The sequence below is a fragment of the Mesorhizobium sp. M6A.T.Cr.TU.014.01.1.1 genome (genome assembly GCF_004022765.1).
Classification (GTDB): Bacteria; Pseudomonadota; Alphaproteobacteria; order Rhizobiales; family Rhizobiaceae; genus Mesorhizobium; species Mesorhizobium mediterraneum.
Genome location: NZ_RZPG01000035.1, coordinates 15541 through 29083 on the forward strand (window position 1 = coordinate 15541; position 13543 = coordinate 29083).

Here is a 13543-nt window from a genome sequence, read left to right on the forward strand (position 1 = left end):
TGCGGCAAATGGCAAGCCTAGGTCAAACCACGCTTCCTCCTGGAGAAGCGTCGCGCACCATCATCGTCACCGGTGCTTCTTCCGGGATAGGCGCCTATTGCGCCCGGGCGCTGAAGGCGGAAGGCTGGCGGGTCTTCGCGACGGCGCGTCAGCCAGAGGATATCGCTGCCCTCGAAGCCGATGGCATCGAGGCCTTCTATCTGGACTACCGCGAACCCGTATCGATCGAGACGCTGGTGGCGTCGGTGCTGGAGCGGACGGACGGACGGCTCGATGCCCTGTTCAACAACGGCGCCTACGCACAGCCCGGCGCCGTCGAGGACTTGCCGGTCGCAGCACTCAGGGAGCAATTCGAGGCGAATGTCTTCGGCTGGCATGACCTCACCCGTCGTGTCGTGCCGGTGATGCGCCGCCAGGGACATGGCCGTCTCGTCCATTGCTCCTCGATCCTCGGCCTGGCGCCGCTGCGCTTTCGCGGCGCCTATTCGGCATCCAAGCACGCGATCGAAGGGCTGATGCTGTGCATGCGTCAGGAACTCCAGGGCAGCGGCATCCATGTCTCGCTGATCGAGCCGGGGCCGGTGACATCGAAGATCGCCAGCAACGGCCTTGTGTGGTTTCTCAGGAATATCGATCATGAGAATTCCGTGCACCGCCTCGCCTACGAGGCGCAGTTGCAGCGCCTGCGGGCTGGCGGCAGCACATCACGGCTGAAGCCCGGGCCGGAGGTGGTTCATGCGGCCTTGCGCCATGCGCTTCTGTCGCGGCGCCCGCGACCGCATTATGTGGTAACGGTGCCGGCCAGGATCGGCGTGATCCTCAAACGCATTCTGCCGGCAGCGATGCTCTATCGCCTGCTTGCCAAACGCGCCTGAACGCAATCGACTGGAAACACACTATGGCAACCGTCTTCAACATCCTCGCTGTCCTCGTCATGGTCGCCGTGGTGATCGTGCTGATCCGCGGCCTCATCAACATGATGCGCGGCGGCTCCGCCATGACCTCCAACAAGCTGATGCAGACGCGCGTCTTGCTGCAGTTCGTGGCATTGGTGCTGATCATGCTGGCCGTCTGGTTCACCCGCAAATAAGGCGACCCGCGATTTCAGGAGGCTGAGCGTGGTCAAGCTCAACAAGATCTACACCCGCACCGGCGACGACGGCACCACCGGCCTTGGCACCGGCGAACGGCGGCTGAAATCCGATCTGCGCATCGACGCCTACGGCACGATCGACGAAGCCAATGCCTGCATCGGCATTGCTCGCATCCACACCGCGGCAACATATCCGGCGATCGACGCGATGCTCGGCCGCATCCAGAACGACCTTTTCGACCTCGGCGCCGATCTGGCCGTGCCGGACGACGGCAAGCCGCTCGGCTATGAGCCGCTGCGCATCACCGCAGTGCAGACCGACCGTGTCGAAAAGGACATCGACTTGCTCAACAAGGATCTGCAGCCGCTCAAATCCTTCGTGCTCAACGGCGGCACGCCGGCGGCGGCTGCCCTTCACCTCGCCCGCACGGTGGCCCGGCGGGCCGAGCGCATCATGGTGGCGTTGACGCAGGGCCCAGGCGAGCATGTCAACCGCGAGGCGATAAGATACATCAACCGCGTGTCGGACTTTCTGTTCGTCGCCGCGCGCGCGGTCAATGACAATGGAAACGCCGACGTGCTATGGGTTCCCGGCAAGAACCGCTGAATCTGCCGAGGCGGGAGGGGGTCCGATGTTCATCCCGCTTTACGACACCAACAGGCTGCGCCACATCAAGCTGCAATATGTGACGATCAGCCTGATCGCGCTCAACACGCTCATCTACTTCGCCACCGCGCTTGGCGGCGAGCAGTTTTCCAACGCTGCTGTGCTGGGCCTCGGCTTCATCCCGTCGGTCGTCCACGACAGCGTCGAGCTCGCCCCACAGTTTGTCGTGATCCCCGAGAGCCTGAGCTACGTCACCTATTCCTTCCTGCACGCCGATATTTTCCATCTCGGCGGCAACATGCTGTTCCTCTGGGTGTTCGGCGACAATGTCGAAGACGCGCTCGGCCATGTCCGCTTTCTCGTCTTCTACCTGCTTTGCGCCATCGCCGGGGCCTTCTTCCAGGGTCTGATCGCCTGGGATTCGCAGGTTCCGCTGATTGGCGCCTCTGGCGCCATCGCCGGCGTGGTCGCCGCCTATCTGATCCTCTACCCCAGGGTGAAGGTATGGGTGCTGGCCTTCGCCCGCATCCCGCTGCGCATCCCGGCCTTCATACCGCTCATCCTGTGGATCTTGTTCCAGATCGTGATGTTCGCGGCCGGCGGCGAGGATCAGGTTTCCTGGGCCTGCCATGTCGGCGGCATCATCGCCGGGGCCGTGCTGGTGCTCATCTTGCGCAACCGCGCCGTACCACTGCTTGCCGGCGCGGACGAAGAGGCAGTGGTGGTCGCCGGCCAGGTGCCTGTTGCCGCAGAGCCGACGCCAAGCGACCCGCTGCCGGCGCAGCCGGCGCCGCGCTGGGGACGGGGAAGCGCCTCCAGTCCGGACTGAACCGATTTGAGTGCGTCGCGGATGATTTGCGCGCGCCCCAGATATTGACGTGCGGGGTCGCCGCAACTACGGAAGCTTTCCCACACTAGGCGGTCGGAGACTAGAATTCCGCCCGGAATGTCGGCTTTCGACAACTCTGAAGGGGCGTACGCTGCTATAGCGCGCTCAATTTATCTTGGAAGAGGTTGCTATCGTGAAAGAGGTGACAGGCAAATGAAGATCCTTGTGCCCGTGAAGCGGGTTGTGGATGCGAATGTGAAGGTTCGTGTGAAAGCTGACGGTTCGGCGGTGGAACTCGCCAACGTCAAGATGGCGATGAACCCGTTCGACGAGATCGCGGTCGAAGAGGCGATCCGGCTGAAGGAGGCCGGCAAGGCCGAAGAGATCATCGTTGTCTCGATCGGGCCGCAGCAGGCGCAGGAGACCTTGCGCACCGCACTCGCCATGGGCGCCGACCGTGCCATTCTGGTCAAGACCGACGAGCAGACCGAGCCGCTGGGTGTCGCCAAGGTGCTGAAGGGCGTGGTCGAGGCGGAACAGCCGGGTCTCGTCATTCTCGGCAAGCAGGCGATCGACGACGATTCCAACCAGACCGGCCAGATGCTGGCCGCACTTCTCGGCTGGGCGCAAGGCACCTTCGCTTCCAAGATCGTTATCGATGGCGACAAGGCCAAGGTGACGCGCGAGGTCGATGGCGGCCTGCAGACGGTGGAGCTGAAGATGCCGGCGATCGTCACCGCCGACCTTCGCCTCAACCAGCCGCGCTACGCCTCGCTGCCCAACATCATGAAGGCCAAGAAGAAGCCGCTCGACGAGAAATCGCCCGCCGATTATGGCGCCGACGTCAAGCCGCGGCTGAAGGTGATCAAGACCGAGGAGCCGAGCGGCCGCAAGGCGGGCGTCAAGGTCAAGAGCGTCGCCGAGCTGGTCGATAAGCTGAAGAACGAAGCCGGCGTGTTGTAGGAATTCATGTGATGCCGGCCTGCAAACGGCAGGGGTCTCCGCTTCCGGTGCTCACGTACTGAAGTACGCTCCGCTCCGGTTCTCGAACCCAACCGTTTTCGACTCGGCCTGACATGAATTTGAGACGTCCCCACTGAAGTGGATCAAGGAATAGAGAGATGACAATTCTTCTGATTGCCGAACACGACAATGCGACACTTTCCGACCAGACCGCCAAGGCGCTTTCGGCAGCACTGCAGGTCGGCTCGGACGTGCATGTGCTGGTCGCCGGCAAGGGTGCCAAGCCGGCAGCGGACGCCGCCGCCAAGCTCAAGGGCGTGGGCAAGGTGCTGCTCGCCGAAGCCGACGAGCTCACCGAGCGCCTCGCCGAACCGCTGGCGGCGCTCGTCGTCAGCATAGCCGGTGCCTATGACACGATCATCGCGCCGGCGACCTCGTCGGGCAAGAATGTCGCGCCGCGCGTGGCGGCTCTGCTCGATGTCGCGCAGGTGTCCGAGATCATCGAAGTGGTGTCGTCAGACACCTTCAAGCGGCCGATCTATGCCGGCAACGCCATCCAGACGGTGCAGTCGAGCGACGCCAAGAAGGTCATCACCGTGCGCACTGCCTCCTTCCAGGCCACACCCGAGGGCGGTTCCGCCCCGGTGGAGACGGTCCAGGCGGCGGCCAATCCCGGCCTGTCGATCTTCGTCGAGAACAGGCTTTCCGAGACCGATCGTCCGGAGCTGACTTCGGCCAAGATCATCATCTCGGGCGGCCGCGCGCTGGGCTCTTCGGAGAAATTCCAGGAGGTCATCCTGCCGGTCGCCGACAAGCTCGGCGCCGCCGTCGGCGCCTCTCGTGCCGCTGTCGACGCCGGCTACGCGCCGAACGATTGGCAGGTCGGCCAGACCGGCAAGGTGGTGGCCCCCGATCTCTACATCGCCGTCGGCATCTCCGGCGCCATCCAGCACCTCGCCGGCATGAAGGATTCCAAGGTCATCGTCGCCATCAACAAGGACGAGGAAGCGCCGATCTTCCAGGTCGCCGACTACGGTCTCGTCGGCGACCTTTTCGTCATTATGCCGGAACTGCAAAAGGCGCTTTGACGCTATCTGGCAAAGCGTATTAAATAGTGAGGGGTGGGGTAGACGAAGTCACCCCGCCCTTTTAGTTTGCACCGCACAAAAAGCAGGCCGCAAAGGCCTTTTGACGGGATCGGTGTAATGAGCAAGATCGAGACGATCGGCATCATCGGCGCGGGCCAGATGGGTGGCGGCATCGCCCATGTGTCTGCGCTTGCGGGCTACAAAGTGCTGGTCTACGACATCTCACCCGACCGCATCGAAAAGGGCATCGCCACGATCAGCGGCAACATGGCCCGCCAGGTCGGCTCCGGCAAACTTGAGGAAAAGCTGCGCAATGACGCGATGGCGCGCATTTCGGCAGCGCCCACCATGGCCGACCTTGCGGGTGCCGATCTGGTGATCGAAGCGGCGACCGAGGACGAGACGGTCAAGCGCAAGATCTACGCCCAACTCTGTCCGCAGCTCAATCCCGAAGCCATCCTGGCGACGAACACCTCGTCGATCTCGATCACACGTCTCGCCGCGCAGACCGACAGGCCGGAGCGTTTCATCGGCATCCATTTCATGAATCCGGTTCCGCTGATGAAGCTGGTCGAACTGGTGCGCGGCATCGCCACCGAGGACCAGACCTTCGAAGCGGCAAAGGCCTATGTGAACCATCTCGACAAGACGATCACCGTCTCGGAGGATTTTCCGGCCTTCATCGTCAACCGCATCCTGCTGCCGATGATCAACGAGGCGATCTACACGCTCTATGAGGGGGTCGGCTCGGTCGACGCGATCGACACCGCCATGCGGCTCGGCGCCAACCATCCGATGGGACCGCTGCAGCTCGCCGATTTCATCGGCCTCGACACCTGCCTGTCGATCATGCAGGTGCTGCATGACGGCCTGTCGGATTCGAAATACCGCCCCTGCCCGCTGCTGGTGAAATATGTCGAGGCCGGCTGGCTCGGCCGCAAGACCGGGCGCGGCTTCTACGACTATCGCGGCGAGCATCCCGTTCCGACGCGCTGACCGGCGATACGAGCCAACGGACATCGCGCTCGGTCGCGCTGAGTGAAGACCGCGTCGGGCTGATCCTTGCCCGAAGCCCGATGGATTTGGCTCAAACCAGCCCGGCAGAGCGTTTCACGTCGAGCATTTTGCGGCCAACAGGAACCACTTGGCGTCGCACAAACGCAACTAAAACAAAGATAGAGCGGAATGCCGGATCAATCCAAACGCATTCCGCTTTAGAGTCAAAACTCAATCAGCGGGATGCCGCCAATAGCCGAGATGGATGGTTTCTGCCCTCCGCCTCGCCAATCGGAACGAGTAGGCAGCGCCATCTTTGGGCATTCACGATACGAACGCGAAACGCCGCATTCGTCACCCACTCCGCGCGTATCCTACGGCCGGGGCAAGAGGCGCGGTGTTCCGCAACCTCAACGGACGGACTATCGTTTGCGACCGCGAAGCCATCCGCATGCGTTCCGGTGAACTCGCCGCGTGGTGTAAATTTTCAATGTCCCATTGGCGGCCTACTTACTCCGGCAATCCGGCGTTGCGCAGGCCATCGAGCAGAGGTTTGAGCGCATCTCGGTGAGCATAAGGATTCACAGCGATCAGTTCCCGCGATGAGATGCTGGGTCTAAGTTCGCGAGCCTTCGCCAGCGCATTCGCAGCGAGAGCGGCATGGCCGAGATGGTCATGGGCGGCCGCCAGTGTGAGCCAAGCGGGGTGATCCTTTTTTGGCATGTTGTCCAAGGCCGCTACGACTTCGCCATATCTCCTCAGTTCCAACAAAATTTTGGCGCGAATTACCCAGAACCAGTGTGGTGGAAACGGGGTTCTCTTCAGCGCGTCGTCGATTGAAGCCAGAGCCTCCTCCGGCCGGCCGGCGTATCGCAACCAATTCGCTCGGTCCGCGCGAATTTGCGCATCGGCCGGATTGAGAGCGACGGCGCGGTCGAAATGGACGCCGGCCCGTTCGTATTCGCGGAGCCACACCATGACCATGCCGTTGGCGTGGTGGACCGTTGGATCGTTGCTGTCCAACTCCATGGCTCTTTGTGCGGCAAGTGACGCTTCGTGCAGCGTTCGTGGATCGGTGTCGAACCAGTAGCGGGCGAGGAGAGCGATCGCCAGCCAGGCGTGAGCGTGCGCAAAATCGGGATCGATCGCCGTCGCGCGGGAAAAAAGCGGAACGGCCTCCTTCTCCATGTTGGCGTCGGCCAGCTCCCGGCCCTGCAGGAAAAAGTCATAGGCCGTCCAGCTCGACGTTGGCCGCTTGCGCACCTGAAGAGCAGCAGCGGCCACCATTCGCCCCTCGAGCGTCGTCACGATTGCTGCCACGACTTCGTCCTGCACAGCAAAAATGTCGTGGCATTCGCGATCATACCGCTCCGCCCAGACGTGGTTGCCTGTCCTTGCGTCGATCAACTGTGCAGTAATGCGAATCCGCTCGCCCGCCTTCCGCACACTACCTTCGATGACGTAGTTCGCGCCCAGATCGCGGGCGGCCTGCATTGGGTTGATGCCCATCCTGGCAAGATGGAACGAAGCGTGACGCGCCGCGACGGTAAGATTTTTGAACCGCGACAACTCGGTGGTGATGTCCTCCGTGATGCCGTCCGAAAGGTATTGTTGACTGGGATCGCCGCTCAGATTGTCGAATGGCAAAACGGCAATGGAGGGCCTGGCAGCAGACGTCGTTGCGGCCCGCCCGCCCACTTGACCAGTACTCGTTTCCACACGGTAAACCCGCACCGGTCTGACGATATTCTTGAGCTCCACCTCGCCCATGTCCTCGAAGGCAGCGTTGCCTTTGCCTCGCAATTCCTCATGAACCTTGGCCGATACGCAGACCCCGCCTGGCTCTGCCAAGGCTTCGAGGCGAGCCGCAACGTTCACACCGTCGCCATAGATGTCCGAGCCCTCACCGATCACGTCGCCCAGATTGATGCCGATACGCAGCAATATGCGGCGGTGCTCGGTGAGGGATTGGTTGGCCTCCGCCATTTTGGCCTGTAGTTCGACTGCAGCCTCGACCGCGTTCACCGCGCTGGTGAACTCCATCAGCACGCCGTCGCCCATAAGCTTGACGATCCGCCCGCCGCGATCGCGAACGATCGGCTCCAGGATCGCCTTGCGCCGCTCCTTCAGTGCCGCCAGCGTACCCGCCTCATCCGCCTCCATCATTCGGCTGTAGCCGACCACGTCGGCCACAGCGATGGCGGCAAGACGGCGCTTGACGCGTTCATCAGCCATTAAGTGATCGCCTCACTGGTTAGATCGATGGTATTTGCGCCGCACGGAAGAGTCCATCGTGGCCAGCAACGAGAACGGCTACCAACGGGGTCGAACGAGGTCGTTCAGAAATGAAATGAGTTTTGACGTTAGAGCATCACAGTCTCGGCTCGCGGGCCGTCGCTACCAGCGTACGAAAAGCCGCCCGCCGAGCGCGCCGAGCGCGGCGAGGACGGCAATCGCCATCGTGTACCAGGTGGCGACGAAAAGCGGCGAGTCGTCGAAGCAGTGTGCGGCATAGAAAGTTGCCGCCAGCCCACCGGCGAGCAAGCCCGCCACCGTTCCCGCAAGCACCGGCCGCGTCGGCGCGCCATAGCGCAGCACCGCTATGAAGACGGCAAGCGGACCGATGCCGATCAGCGGAATGGACGTCAGACAGATAACCATATTGCTGCCGACCAACCGCGCGCCCCAGTCGGCCGCAGGCACGGAAAGAAGCTCCAGAACCACCGCAATGATCACCAGCAGCGGTGCGGCAACCATCCAGGCTGCCGCCCTGCTTGTCGATGCACCGGGTGTCGACAGGGTGCGGATCAAGGCGAAGGCGCTGACGGCCAGAGCGGTCGTGAAGACGAACTTGGCGAGGAAGCGCATCGTGTGCATGGCGGTCGCGATGTCGGCACGCGGACCGATCGTCAGCCAGAAAACCACCGCCGCGATCACGGTAGCCGCACCGGCGGCCAGCCACCAGGCCGAGCCAAGCGGCATCGCCGTGCTGCGGGCATCGGCGTCGAGCGCCTTGATGAGATCGTCGGTCCTCATGTCATTCCCGCTTGAACTGTTTGGCCCGCCCGAATTGTTTGGCCCCGAACCGTTTGGCAATGGCGGCAAGTCCGCGATGCAGCGACACGCGCACCGCCGTCTCGCTGATGCCGAACTTCGCTGCCGTCTCGCCGATGGAACGGCCTTCGACCGATACAGACGAGACCACGGAACGCTGCGCCGGCGGCAGGCCGTCCAGCGCCCGGTTGATGTCGCGCTCGCTGACTGTCTCGGCCTCCGGTTCGGCGAAGGTCTCGGCGATCTCGTCGATCTCGATCTCGACACGCCGCCCGCGCCGCCGAAAGGCGTCGATCAGCTTGAAGCGCGCAATGGCGTAGACCCAGGGCAGCACAGCCAGATCCTGACGCCACGTATGCCGTTTCACATGAATGGCCAGCAAGGTTTCCTGCACGACATCCTCGGGATCGACCCCGCCGTGGACGATCTTGCGCCTGACAAAGCCGCGAACGAGAGCAGCCGTCCGGTGCAGAAAGTCGGCGTAAGCCCTTTCATCTCCCGCGATCGCGGCCCGCATCAGCCGGGAAAGCTCGGCCTCGTCCTTGCCGGTCACAAGAGTTCACTCCCGATATTCGCGCCTCGGCGCTGATTTGTTACGTGGCCGGCGAAATAATGTCCAAGCCAAACTATGGGAATATCACGAAGATTTGCAGACGGCTCAGTGCCTAGAGCCGAGCACCGCGTCCCGGACAAACCTCAAACCTTTTCGGACGACCAACTTCCTGCGCCTTTTCCGGTACTCGCGCCGCAGCACCGCAAGAACTTCGAAATGCGTTCTATCGAGTTCCGCAGTCGATGACGGGTCGCGCGCATGCGGCAGCGCCAAAAGAGCATCGGCATGCATGTTGGCGTAGGGCATTGAATCATATTTGTCGAAAGGTGTTGGCGGATAACTCAGGACGGTGGGGTTGGTGTTGATCTCGAAGACCTGAATGCGGCCATCGACGATCGTGTAGTCGACCCGACCATATGTAATCGAGGCCTTTTCGAAAATCGCCATCAGATCCGGCGCATGGGGATTGTCCCTTACATAGTCCAGGTGCTGTTTTCTTGTAGCTTTCAGAATGCCCCTTCCAGGGTCCTTGATGAACCATTCTTCGTTGGCAAAACAATGCTGTGCGTAGGTCCGATCGCCGACGCGATAGGCCGCGTATTTTCGGTACAGGCCATCGGGGCCGGCCTTCGATCCGAATTCGACCACCATTGGTCGGACGAACTTCATGTCAGGCAGGGCGGCGAGAGCATTGTCCAGCTCGCGACGCGCTTGCAATAGCCGTGGCGCCTTGTAAGCGGCGCCTGTCTCGTCGCGTAGAAAAACGGGATAGCGTATATCGTCGGGCAGAGCATCTGGCCGGTGGACCTGGAAAGTGTTGATGCGATCCGCAAATAGTTTGCGCAGCAGGTCGAAACGCTGAAAACTCTCGCGCGGATGATTGAGCTGAACGACGTGAGGTTGTTGCAGCTCCATCTTGCGGCCGAGCTCCGAGGCCGCATCGATTTCAACCTCGCTCAGTCGGTCCATGTCGGACCAGATTACCGTTCCCGCAGAAAGCGACCCTAGAAGAGTTGCCTGTTCGTAGGGAACCAGGCGAAAAAAGTTCTGCATATCTTTTCGATAATAGAGAAGAAAGCTCGCCTGGGTGTAGGTATGCAGGCGATGGCAAACATAAAAAATCATCGGAAAATCCGCCGTTGCGGGGTCGCGCATGCACGACTAGCAAATAGAGATTATGCATTCTATACGACATTGGCGGGCTGCTCTTCATGACAACGAAAAACATCCGATTTCATCCCCTCGACAAAGAAGACGTGCCGCGGATGGCCGAGATGGAGAATGCCGCATGGGGACCGCTTGGTGCCGGAGCGGACACTATCCGTCGTCGACTTTCCCTAGGGCATACGATGATCGCGGCCTCCATTGATAGTCTTGTCGCAGGCGCAATCTGCTTCGTAGAGACCAATCAGGATCCGCACGACACCGCAAAGTTTCCAAAGACCTTCTCCGCCTATTCTTCGATGGCCCGAAGTGATCCTGCGCTTTCGCTCTATGTCTATAATCTCGGTGTGCGTCCGGAGTTCAGAGGAACCGATATCGCGCGTCGTCTGCTTTCCGAATTGATCGAGCACGGACGCCGGGTCGGTGCACGCTGGTTGGTGGGAGACGGACGCTGTCCGTCCTACGCAGGCGCGCAGCACGACACTCCCGACAAGGTGCTTCCGGATCAGAGGTTTCGCGCGACCATCGACGACTGGCACCGTACCGGCGTGACGCCTCCGGTGAAATCCATAATCCGGGATCCGCTGCTGCGATTCTACCGACGGGTACTGAACTGCGAATTTCTGCATCTGGCGCCTGGATTTCTGCCGGAGGATGCAAGCTCCGGGGGCTATCGCGTTATCTTTGCGGTGGATGTCACCCAATGATATCAGCCAAGCTTTTCAACCCTTTCGCTCTCGGCAACGATCGGTTTCCAGAATTCGCGCGGCGCCGGGCGACCGGGGGAGCAGCTTGGGGCGAAGCACCTTACCCCGAAGTGGGCCAAGCGTATTACGTGTTCAGCCATGCCCTGGTTTCGAAGGCGCTGAAACACCCGTCGCTTTTGCAAGCGCCGCCCGGCGCTTACCAGGCGACCCGGCAAAAGATCACCGCTAATTACGCGCTCGATCTGCTGACGAAATCCATGATGTTGTCGGATCCTCCGCAACATCTACAACTTCGCCGCCCGCTCGCGGGAGCGCTGACGCCATCCCTGAGTGCGCGTCTCTTCGACAGCCTCTTGTCCACAGCATTACATTTGACGCAAAAGGCCACGGAAAAACCAGACTTCGACGCAGTGCGCGATCTGGCCGTCCCTTTGTCGTTCTCAACTTTGGAGAACATCCTCGGCATTGATATCGATAACCCGTGGTCGATGGGAGAGGATGCACAATGCATGGCCAAAGCACTGGAGATGAGACCTGAAGGCGTGGACCCCGACGCCAATGATGCCTGCCGCCGGCTGGAACTCTGGGTGTCGTCCGCGATCGACAAGGGTGCGATACGGCCAAACGGCATGGCCGCGCAGATGCTAGCAGAGGTCGAAGCCGGCCGCTGGCACCGCGACGACGCCGTTGCCAACATCGTGTTTCTCCTTTTTGCCGGACAGGCGACGGTTGTCGACACGTTCGGCAACGCGCTTGTTGCTCTTCAATGCTTCCCCGACCAGCGGAAACTTCTTGAAGACGGACGCATAAGCTGGCTGTCCGCAGCGGAAGAACTACTTCGCTATTGCGCTCCGGTTCACTATGCCGGAGCACGGATCGCTGCGAACGACTTCGATTTTGACGGTGTCGCCATCCGTGCCGGACAGGCTGTCGTCCCAGTGCTTGCCAGCGCCAATCGCGATGCGGCGGTTTTTCCGGCAGGCGACCAGCTGGACCTGAACGCCACCGTCTCCGCTACCCTCACCTTCGGCACTGGCTTGCATGTCTGTCTCGGGCAGCATGTCGCCCGGCTGGAGCTAGCCGCCCTGCTGGAGGCACTGTTCACAAAGGCCGGGGGTTGGCGCCTTGACCTTCTCAGGGTTGTCAGACGACCCTCGGTGCTGCTTTACGGCCTGCAGACCGCTCCCCTGATTTTCGCGTAGAAAACACCGGGGAACACGATCCCTTCGCGGCGACGCTTTGTTGCGGACAGAGCAGACACGTGCCTGCTCACACAAAATTGTCCGTCCGGCGTGGCTTTCGCGTTTCGACGCTTGATTAACGCAGCGGCCAATGTTGACTACACCGGTCAGGAATTGATAGGTGCAGCCTTGCTAAATCAAGACCATCGAGATCGAGAGGGATGACGTCCATGAAATATGCTCTTTCCGCCCTTGCCGGTGCCACAGCACTTGCAATCAGCCTGATCACCGGCCCGGCGATGGCCCAGGACGGCGGCATCGTCGTCTACAATGCCCAGCATGAGAGCCTGACTAATGCCTGGGTGGAAGGTTTCACCAAGGAAACCGGCATCAAGGTCACCGTTCGCCACGGCGGCGACAGCGATTTCTCCAACCAGATCGTCGCCGAAGGCGCCGCCTCGCCGGCGGACGTGTTCCTGACCGAGAATTCGCCGGCTATGGCCTTGGTCGAGGCATCAGGCCTGTTCGCGCCGGTCGATGCCGACACGCTGGCGCAGATTCCGCAGGAGTATCAGCCGGCCAGCGGCAACTGGGTGGGCGTCGCCGCGCGCAGCACCGTCTTTGTTTACGACAAGACCAAGCTGAGCGCCGAGCAGTTGCCCAAGTCGCTGCTTGATCTCGCCGATCCAAGCTGGAAGGGACGCTGGGCCGCTTCGCCCTCCGGTGCCGATTTCCAGGCGATCGTCAGCGCGCTTTTGCAGCTCAAGGGTGAGGCCGCAACGGCCGACTGGCTGAAGGCGATGAAGGAAAACTTCACCGCCTACAAGGGCAACAGCACGGTGATGAAGGCGGTCAATGCCGGCGAGGTCGAAGGCGGCGTGATCTATCACTATTACTACTACGGCGACCAGGCCAAGACCGGTGAAAACAGCAAGAACATCGGGCTCCACTATTTCAAGAACCAGGATCCGGGCGCGTTCGTCTCGGTTTCCGGCGGTGGCGTGCTGGCCTCCAGCAAGCACCCGAAGGAAGCCCAGGCATTCCTGAAATGGGTGACCGGCAAGGGTGGTCAGGAGGTGCTGAAGACCGGCAATTCCTTCGAATACGCGGTCGGCAAGGGCGCGGAGTCCAATCCGGCGCTGGTGCCGCTAGCCGATCTGCAGGCGCCGAAGGTCGACGCGACGACGCTGAACTCCAAGAAGGTGACCGATCTGATGACGGCAGCCGGCTTGCTTTAGTCGGCGTTCGTCCTAAAAGGGCAACCGACTGCGCTCCTGCGGGACTTCGCTTTCCGCAGGAGCGCTCTGT

General features: G+C 61.4%; 14 protein-coding genes. 10 read left to right on the forward strand and 4 right to left on the reverse strand.

Annotated features, from left to right (window positions below):
- Positions 1 to 8: 8 nt before the first annotated feature.
- From EN885_RS29260 to EN885_RS29290, 7 genes are all read left to right on the forward strand, one after another.
- The gene (locus EN885_RS29260; protein ID WP_128243842.1) at positions 9 to 875 is read left to right on the forward strand and encodes an SDR family oxidoreductase; all 867 of its coding nucleotides are present in this window, start codon (positions 9 to 11) and stop codon (positions 873 to 875) included.
- Between the two features lie 23 nt (positions 876 to 898).
- Positions 899 to 1090 (forward strand): twin transmembrane helix small protein, encoded by a 192-nt coding sequence (locus EN885_RS29265; protein WP_095485991.1) that lies wholly within the window; start codon positions 899 to 901, stop codon positions 1088 to 1090.
- 28 nt (positions 1091 to 1118) lie between these two features.
- Positions 1119 to 1700 carry a cob(I)yrinic acid a,c-diamide adenosyltransferase gene (locus EN885_RS29270; RefSeq protein WP_128243841.1) on the forward strand — a complete coding sequence of 194 codons (582 nt, stop codon included), beginning with the start codon at positions 1119 to 1121 and terminating at the stop codon, positions 1698 to 1700.
- A gap of 25 nt (positions 1701 to 1725) precedes the next feature.
- A complete protein-coding gene (locus EN885_RS29275; RefSeq protein ID WP_128243840.1) occupies positions 1726 to 2529 on the forward strand; it encodes a rhomboid family intramembrane serine protease in 804 nt (267 codons plus the stop codon).
- Positions 2530 to 2742: 213 nt separating this feature from the next.
- Positions 2743 to 3492 (forward strand): electron transfer flavoprotein subunit beta/FixA family protein, encoded by a 750-nt coding sequence (locus EN885_RS29280; RefSeq protein ID WP_095485988.1) that lies wholly within the window; start codon positions 2743 to 2745, stop codon positions 3490 to 3492.
- Positions 3493 to 3650: 158 nt separating this feature from the next.
- Positions 3651 to 4580, forward strand: a complete 930-nt coding sequence (locus tag EN885_RS29285; protein ID WP_095485987.1) for an electron transfer flavoprotein subunit alpha/FixB family protein — start codon at positions 3651 to 3653, stop codon at positions 4578 to 4580.
- A 117-nt stretch (positions 4581 to 4697) separates the two neighbouring features.
- Entirely contained in the window at positions 4698 to 5576 is an 879-nt protein-coding gene (locus EN885_RS29290; protein ID WP_095485986.1) for a 3-hydroxybutyryl-CoA dehydrogenase, read from the forward strand.
- Positions 5577 to 6086: 510 nt separating this feature from the next.
- On the opposite strand, the gene EN885_RS29295 is transcribed toward EN885_RS29290, so the two are convergent.
- The 4 genes from EN885_RS29295 to EN885_RS29310 all read right to left on the reverse strand — a co-directional run bounded on the left by EN885_RS29295 (position 6087) and on the right by EN885_RS29310 (position 10308).
- The gene (locus EN885_RS29295; RefSeq protein WP_095485985.1) at positions 6087 to 7811 is read right to left on the reverse strand and encodes an adenylate/guanylate cyclase domain-containing protein; all 1725 of its coding nucleotides are present in this window, start codon (positions 7809 to 7811) and stop codon (positions 6087 to 6089) included.
- 162 nt (positions 7812 to 7973) lie between these two features.
- On the reverse strand, positions 7974 to 8612 hold the full coding sequence (locus EN885_RS29300) for an NrsF family protein (protein ID WP_128243839.1): 639 nt from the start codon (positions 8610 to 8612) through the stop codon (positions 7974 to 7976).
- A gap of 1 nt (position 8613) precedes the next feature.
- The gene (locus tag EN885_RS29305; RefSeq protein WP_095485983.1) at positions 8614 to 9183 is read right to left on the reverse strand and encodes a sigma-70 family RNA polymerase sigma factor; all 570 of its coding nucleotides are present in this window, start codon (positions 9181 to 9183) and stop codon (positions 8614 to 8616) included.
- A gap of 105 nt (positions 9184 to 9288) precedes the next feature.
- Complete coding sequence (locus EN885_RS29310) at positions 9289 to 10308, reverse strand: hypothetical protein (protein WP_128243838.1); 1020 nt, start codon at positions 10306 to 10308, stop codon at positions 9289 to 9291.
- Positions 10309 to 10394: 86 nt separating this feature from the next.
- On the opposite strand from EN885_RS29310, the gene EN885_RS29315 reads away from it, so the two are divergent.
- From EN885_RS29315 to EN885_RS29325, 3 genes are all read left to right on the forward strand, one after another.
- Positions 10395 to 11054: a GNAT family N-acetyltransferase gene (locus EN885_RS29315; RefSeq protein ID WP_128243837.1), complete on the forward strand. Its 660-nt coding sequence runs from the start codon at positions 10395 to 10397 to the stop codon at positions 11052 to 11054.
- Positions 11051 to 12256 (forward strand): cytochrome P450, encoded by a 1206-nt coding sequence (locus EN885_RS29320; protein WP_128243836.1) that lies wholly within the window; start codon positions 11051 to 11053, stop codon positions 12254 to 12256. The genes EN885_RS29315 and EN885_RS29320 overlap by 4 nt, the downstream gene beginning before the upstream one ends.
- 209 nt (positions 12257 to 12465) lie before the next feature.
- Positions 12466 to 13473: an iron ABC transporter substrate-binding protein gene (locus EN885_RS29325; protein ID WP_128243835.1), complete on the forward strand. Its 1008-nt coding sequence runs from the start codon at positions 12466 to 12468 to the stop codon at positions 13471 to 13473.
- The last annotated feature ends 70 nt before the right edge of the window (positions 13474 to 13543 follow it).

Excerpts from the sequence above, each read along its gene's own strand:
- EN885_RS29315 (WP_128243837.1), top strand. The coding sequence starts at position 10,395 with ATGACAACGAAAAACATCCGATTTCATCCCCTCGACAAAGAAGACGTG.
- EN885_RS29300 (WP_128243839.1), bottom strand. The coding sequence starts at position 8,612 with ATGAGGACCGACGATCTCATCAAGGCGCTCGACGCCGATGCCCGCAGC.
- EN885_RS29290 (WP_095485986.1), top strand. The coding sequence starts at position 4,698 with ATGAGCAAGATCGAGACGATCGGCATCATCGGCGCGGGCCAGATGGGT.
- EN885_RS29320 (WP_128243836.1), top strand. The coding sequence starts at position 11,051 with ATGATATCAGCCAAGCTTTTCAACCCTTTCGCTCTCGGCAACGATCGG.
- EN885_RS29325 (WP_128243835.1), top strand. The coding sequence starts at position 12,466 with ATGAAATATGCTCTTTCCGCCCTTGCCGGTGCCACAGCACTTGCAATC.
- EN885_RS29310 (WP_128243838.1), bottom strand. The coding sequence starts at position 10,308 with ATGATTTTTTATGTTTGCCATCGCCTGCATACCTACACCCAGGCGAGC.
- EN885_RS29295 (WP_095485985.1), bottom strand. The coding sequence starts at position 7,811 with ATGGCTGATGAACGCGTCAAGCGCCGTCTTGCCGCCATCGCTGTGGCC.
- EN885_RS29285 (WP_095485987.1), top strand. The coding sequence starts at position 3,651 with ATGACAATTCTTCTGATTGCCGAACACGACAATGCGACACTTTCCGAC.
- EN885_RS29260 (WP_128243842.1), top strand. The coding sequence starts at position 9 with ATGGCAAGCCTAGGTCAAACCACGCTTCCTCCTGGAGAAGCGTCGCGC.
- EN885_RS29275 (WP_128243840.1), top strand. The coding sequence starts at position 1,726 with ATGTTCATCCCGCTTTACGACACCAACAGGCTGCGCCACATCAAGCTG.
- EN885_RS29265 (WP_095485991.1), top strand. The coding sequence starts at position 899 with ATGGCAACCGTCTTCAACATCCTCGCTGTCCTCGTCATGGTCGCCGTG.
- EN885_RS29280 (WP_095485988.1), top strand. The coding sequence starts at position 2,743 with ATGAAGATCCTTGTGCCCGTGAAGCGGGTTGTGGATGCGAATGTGAAG.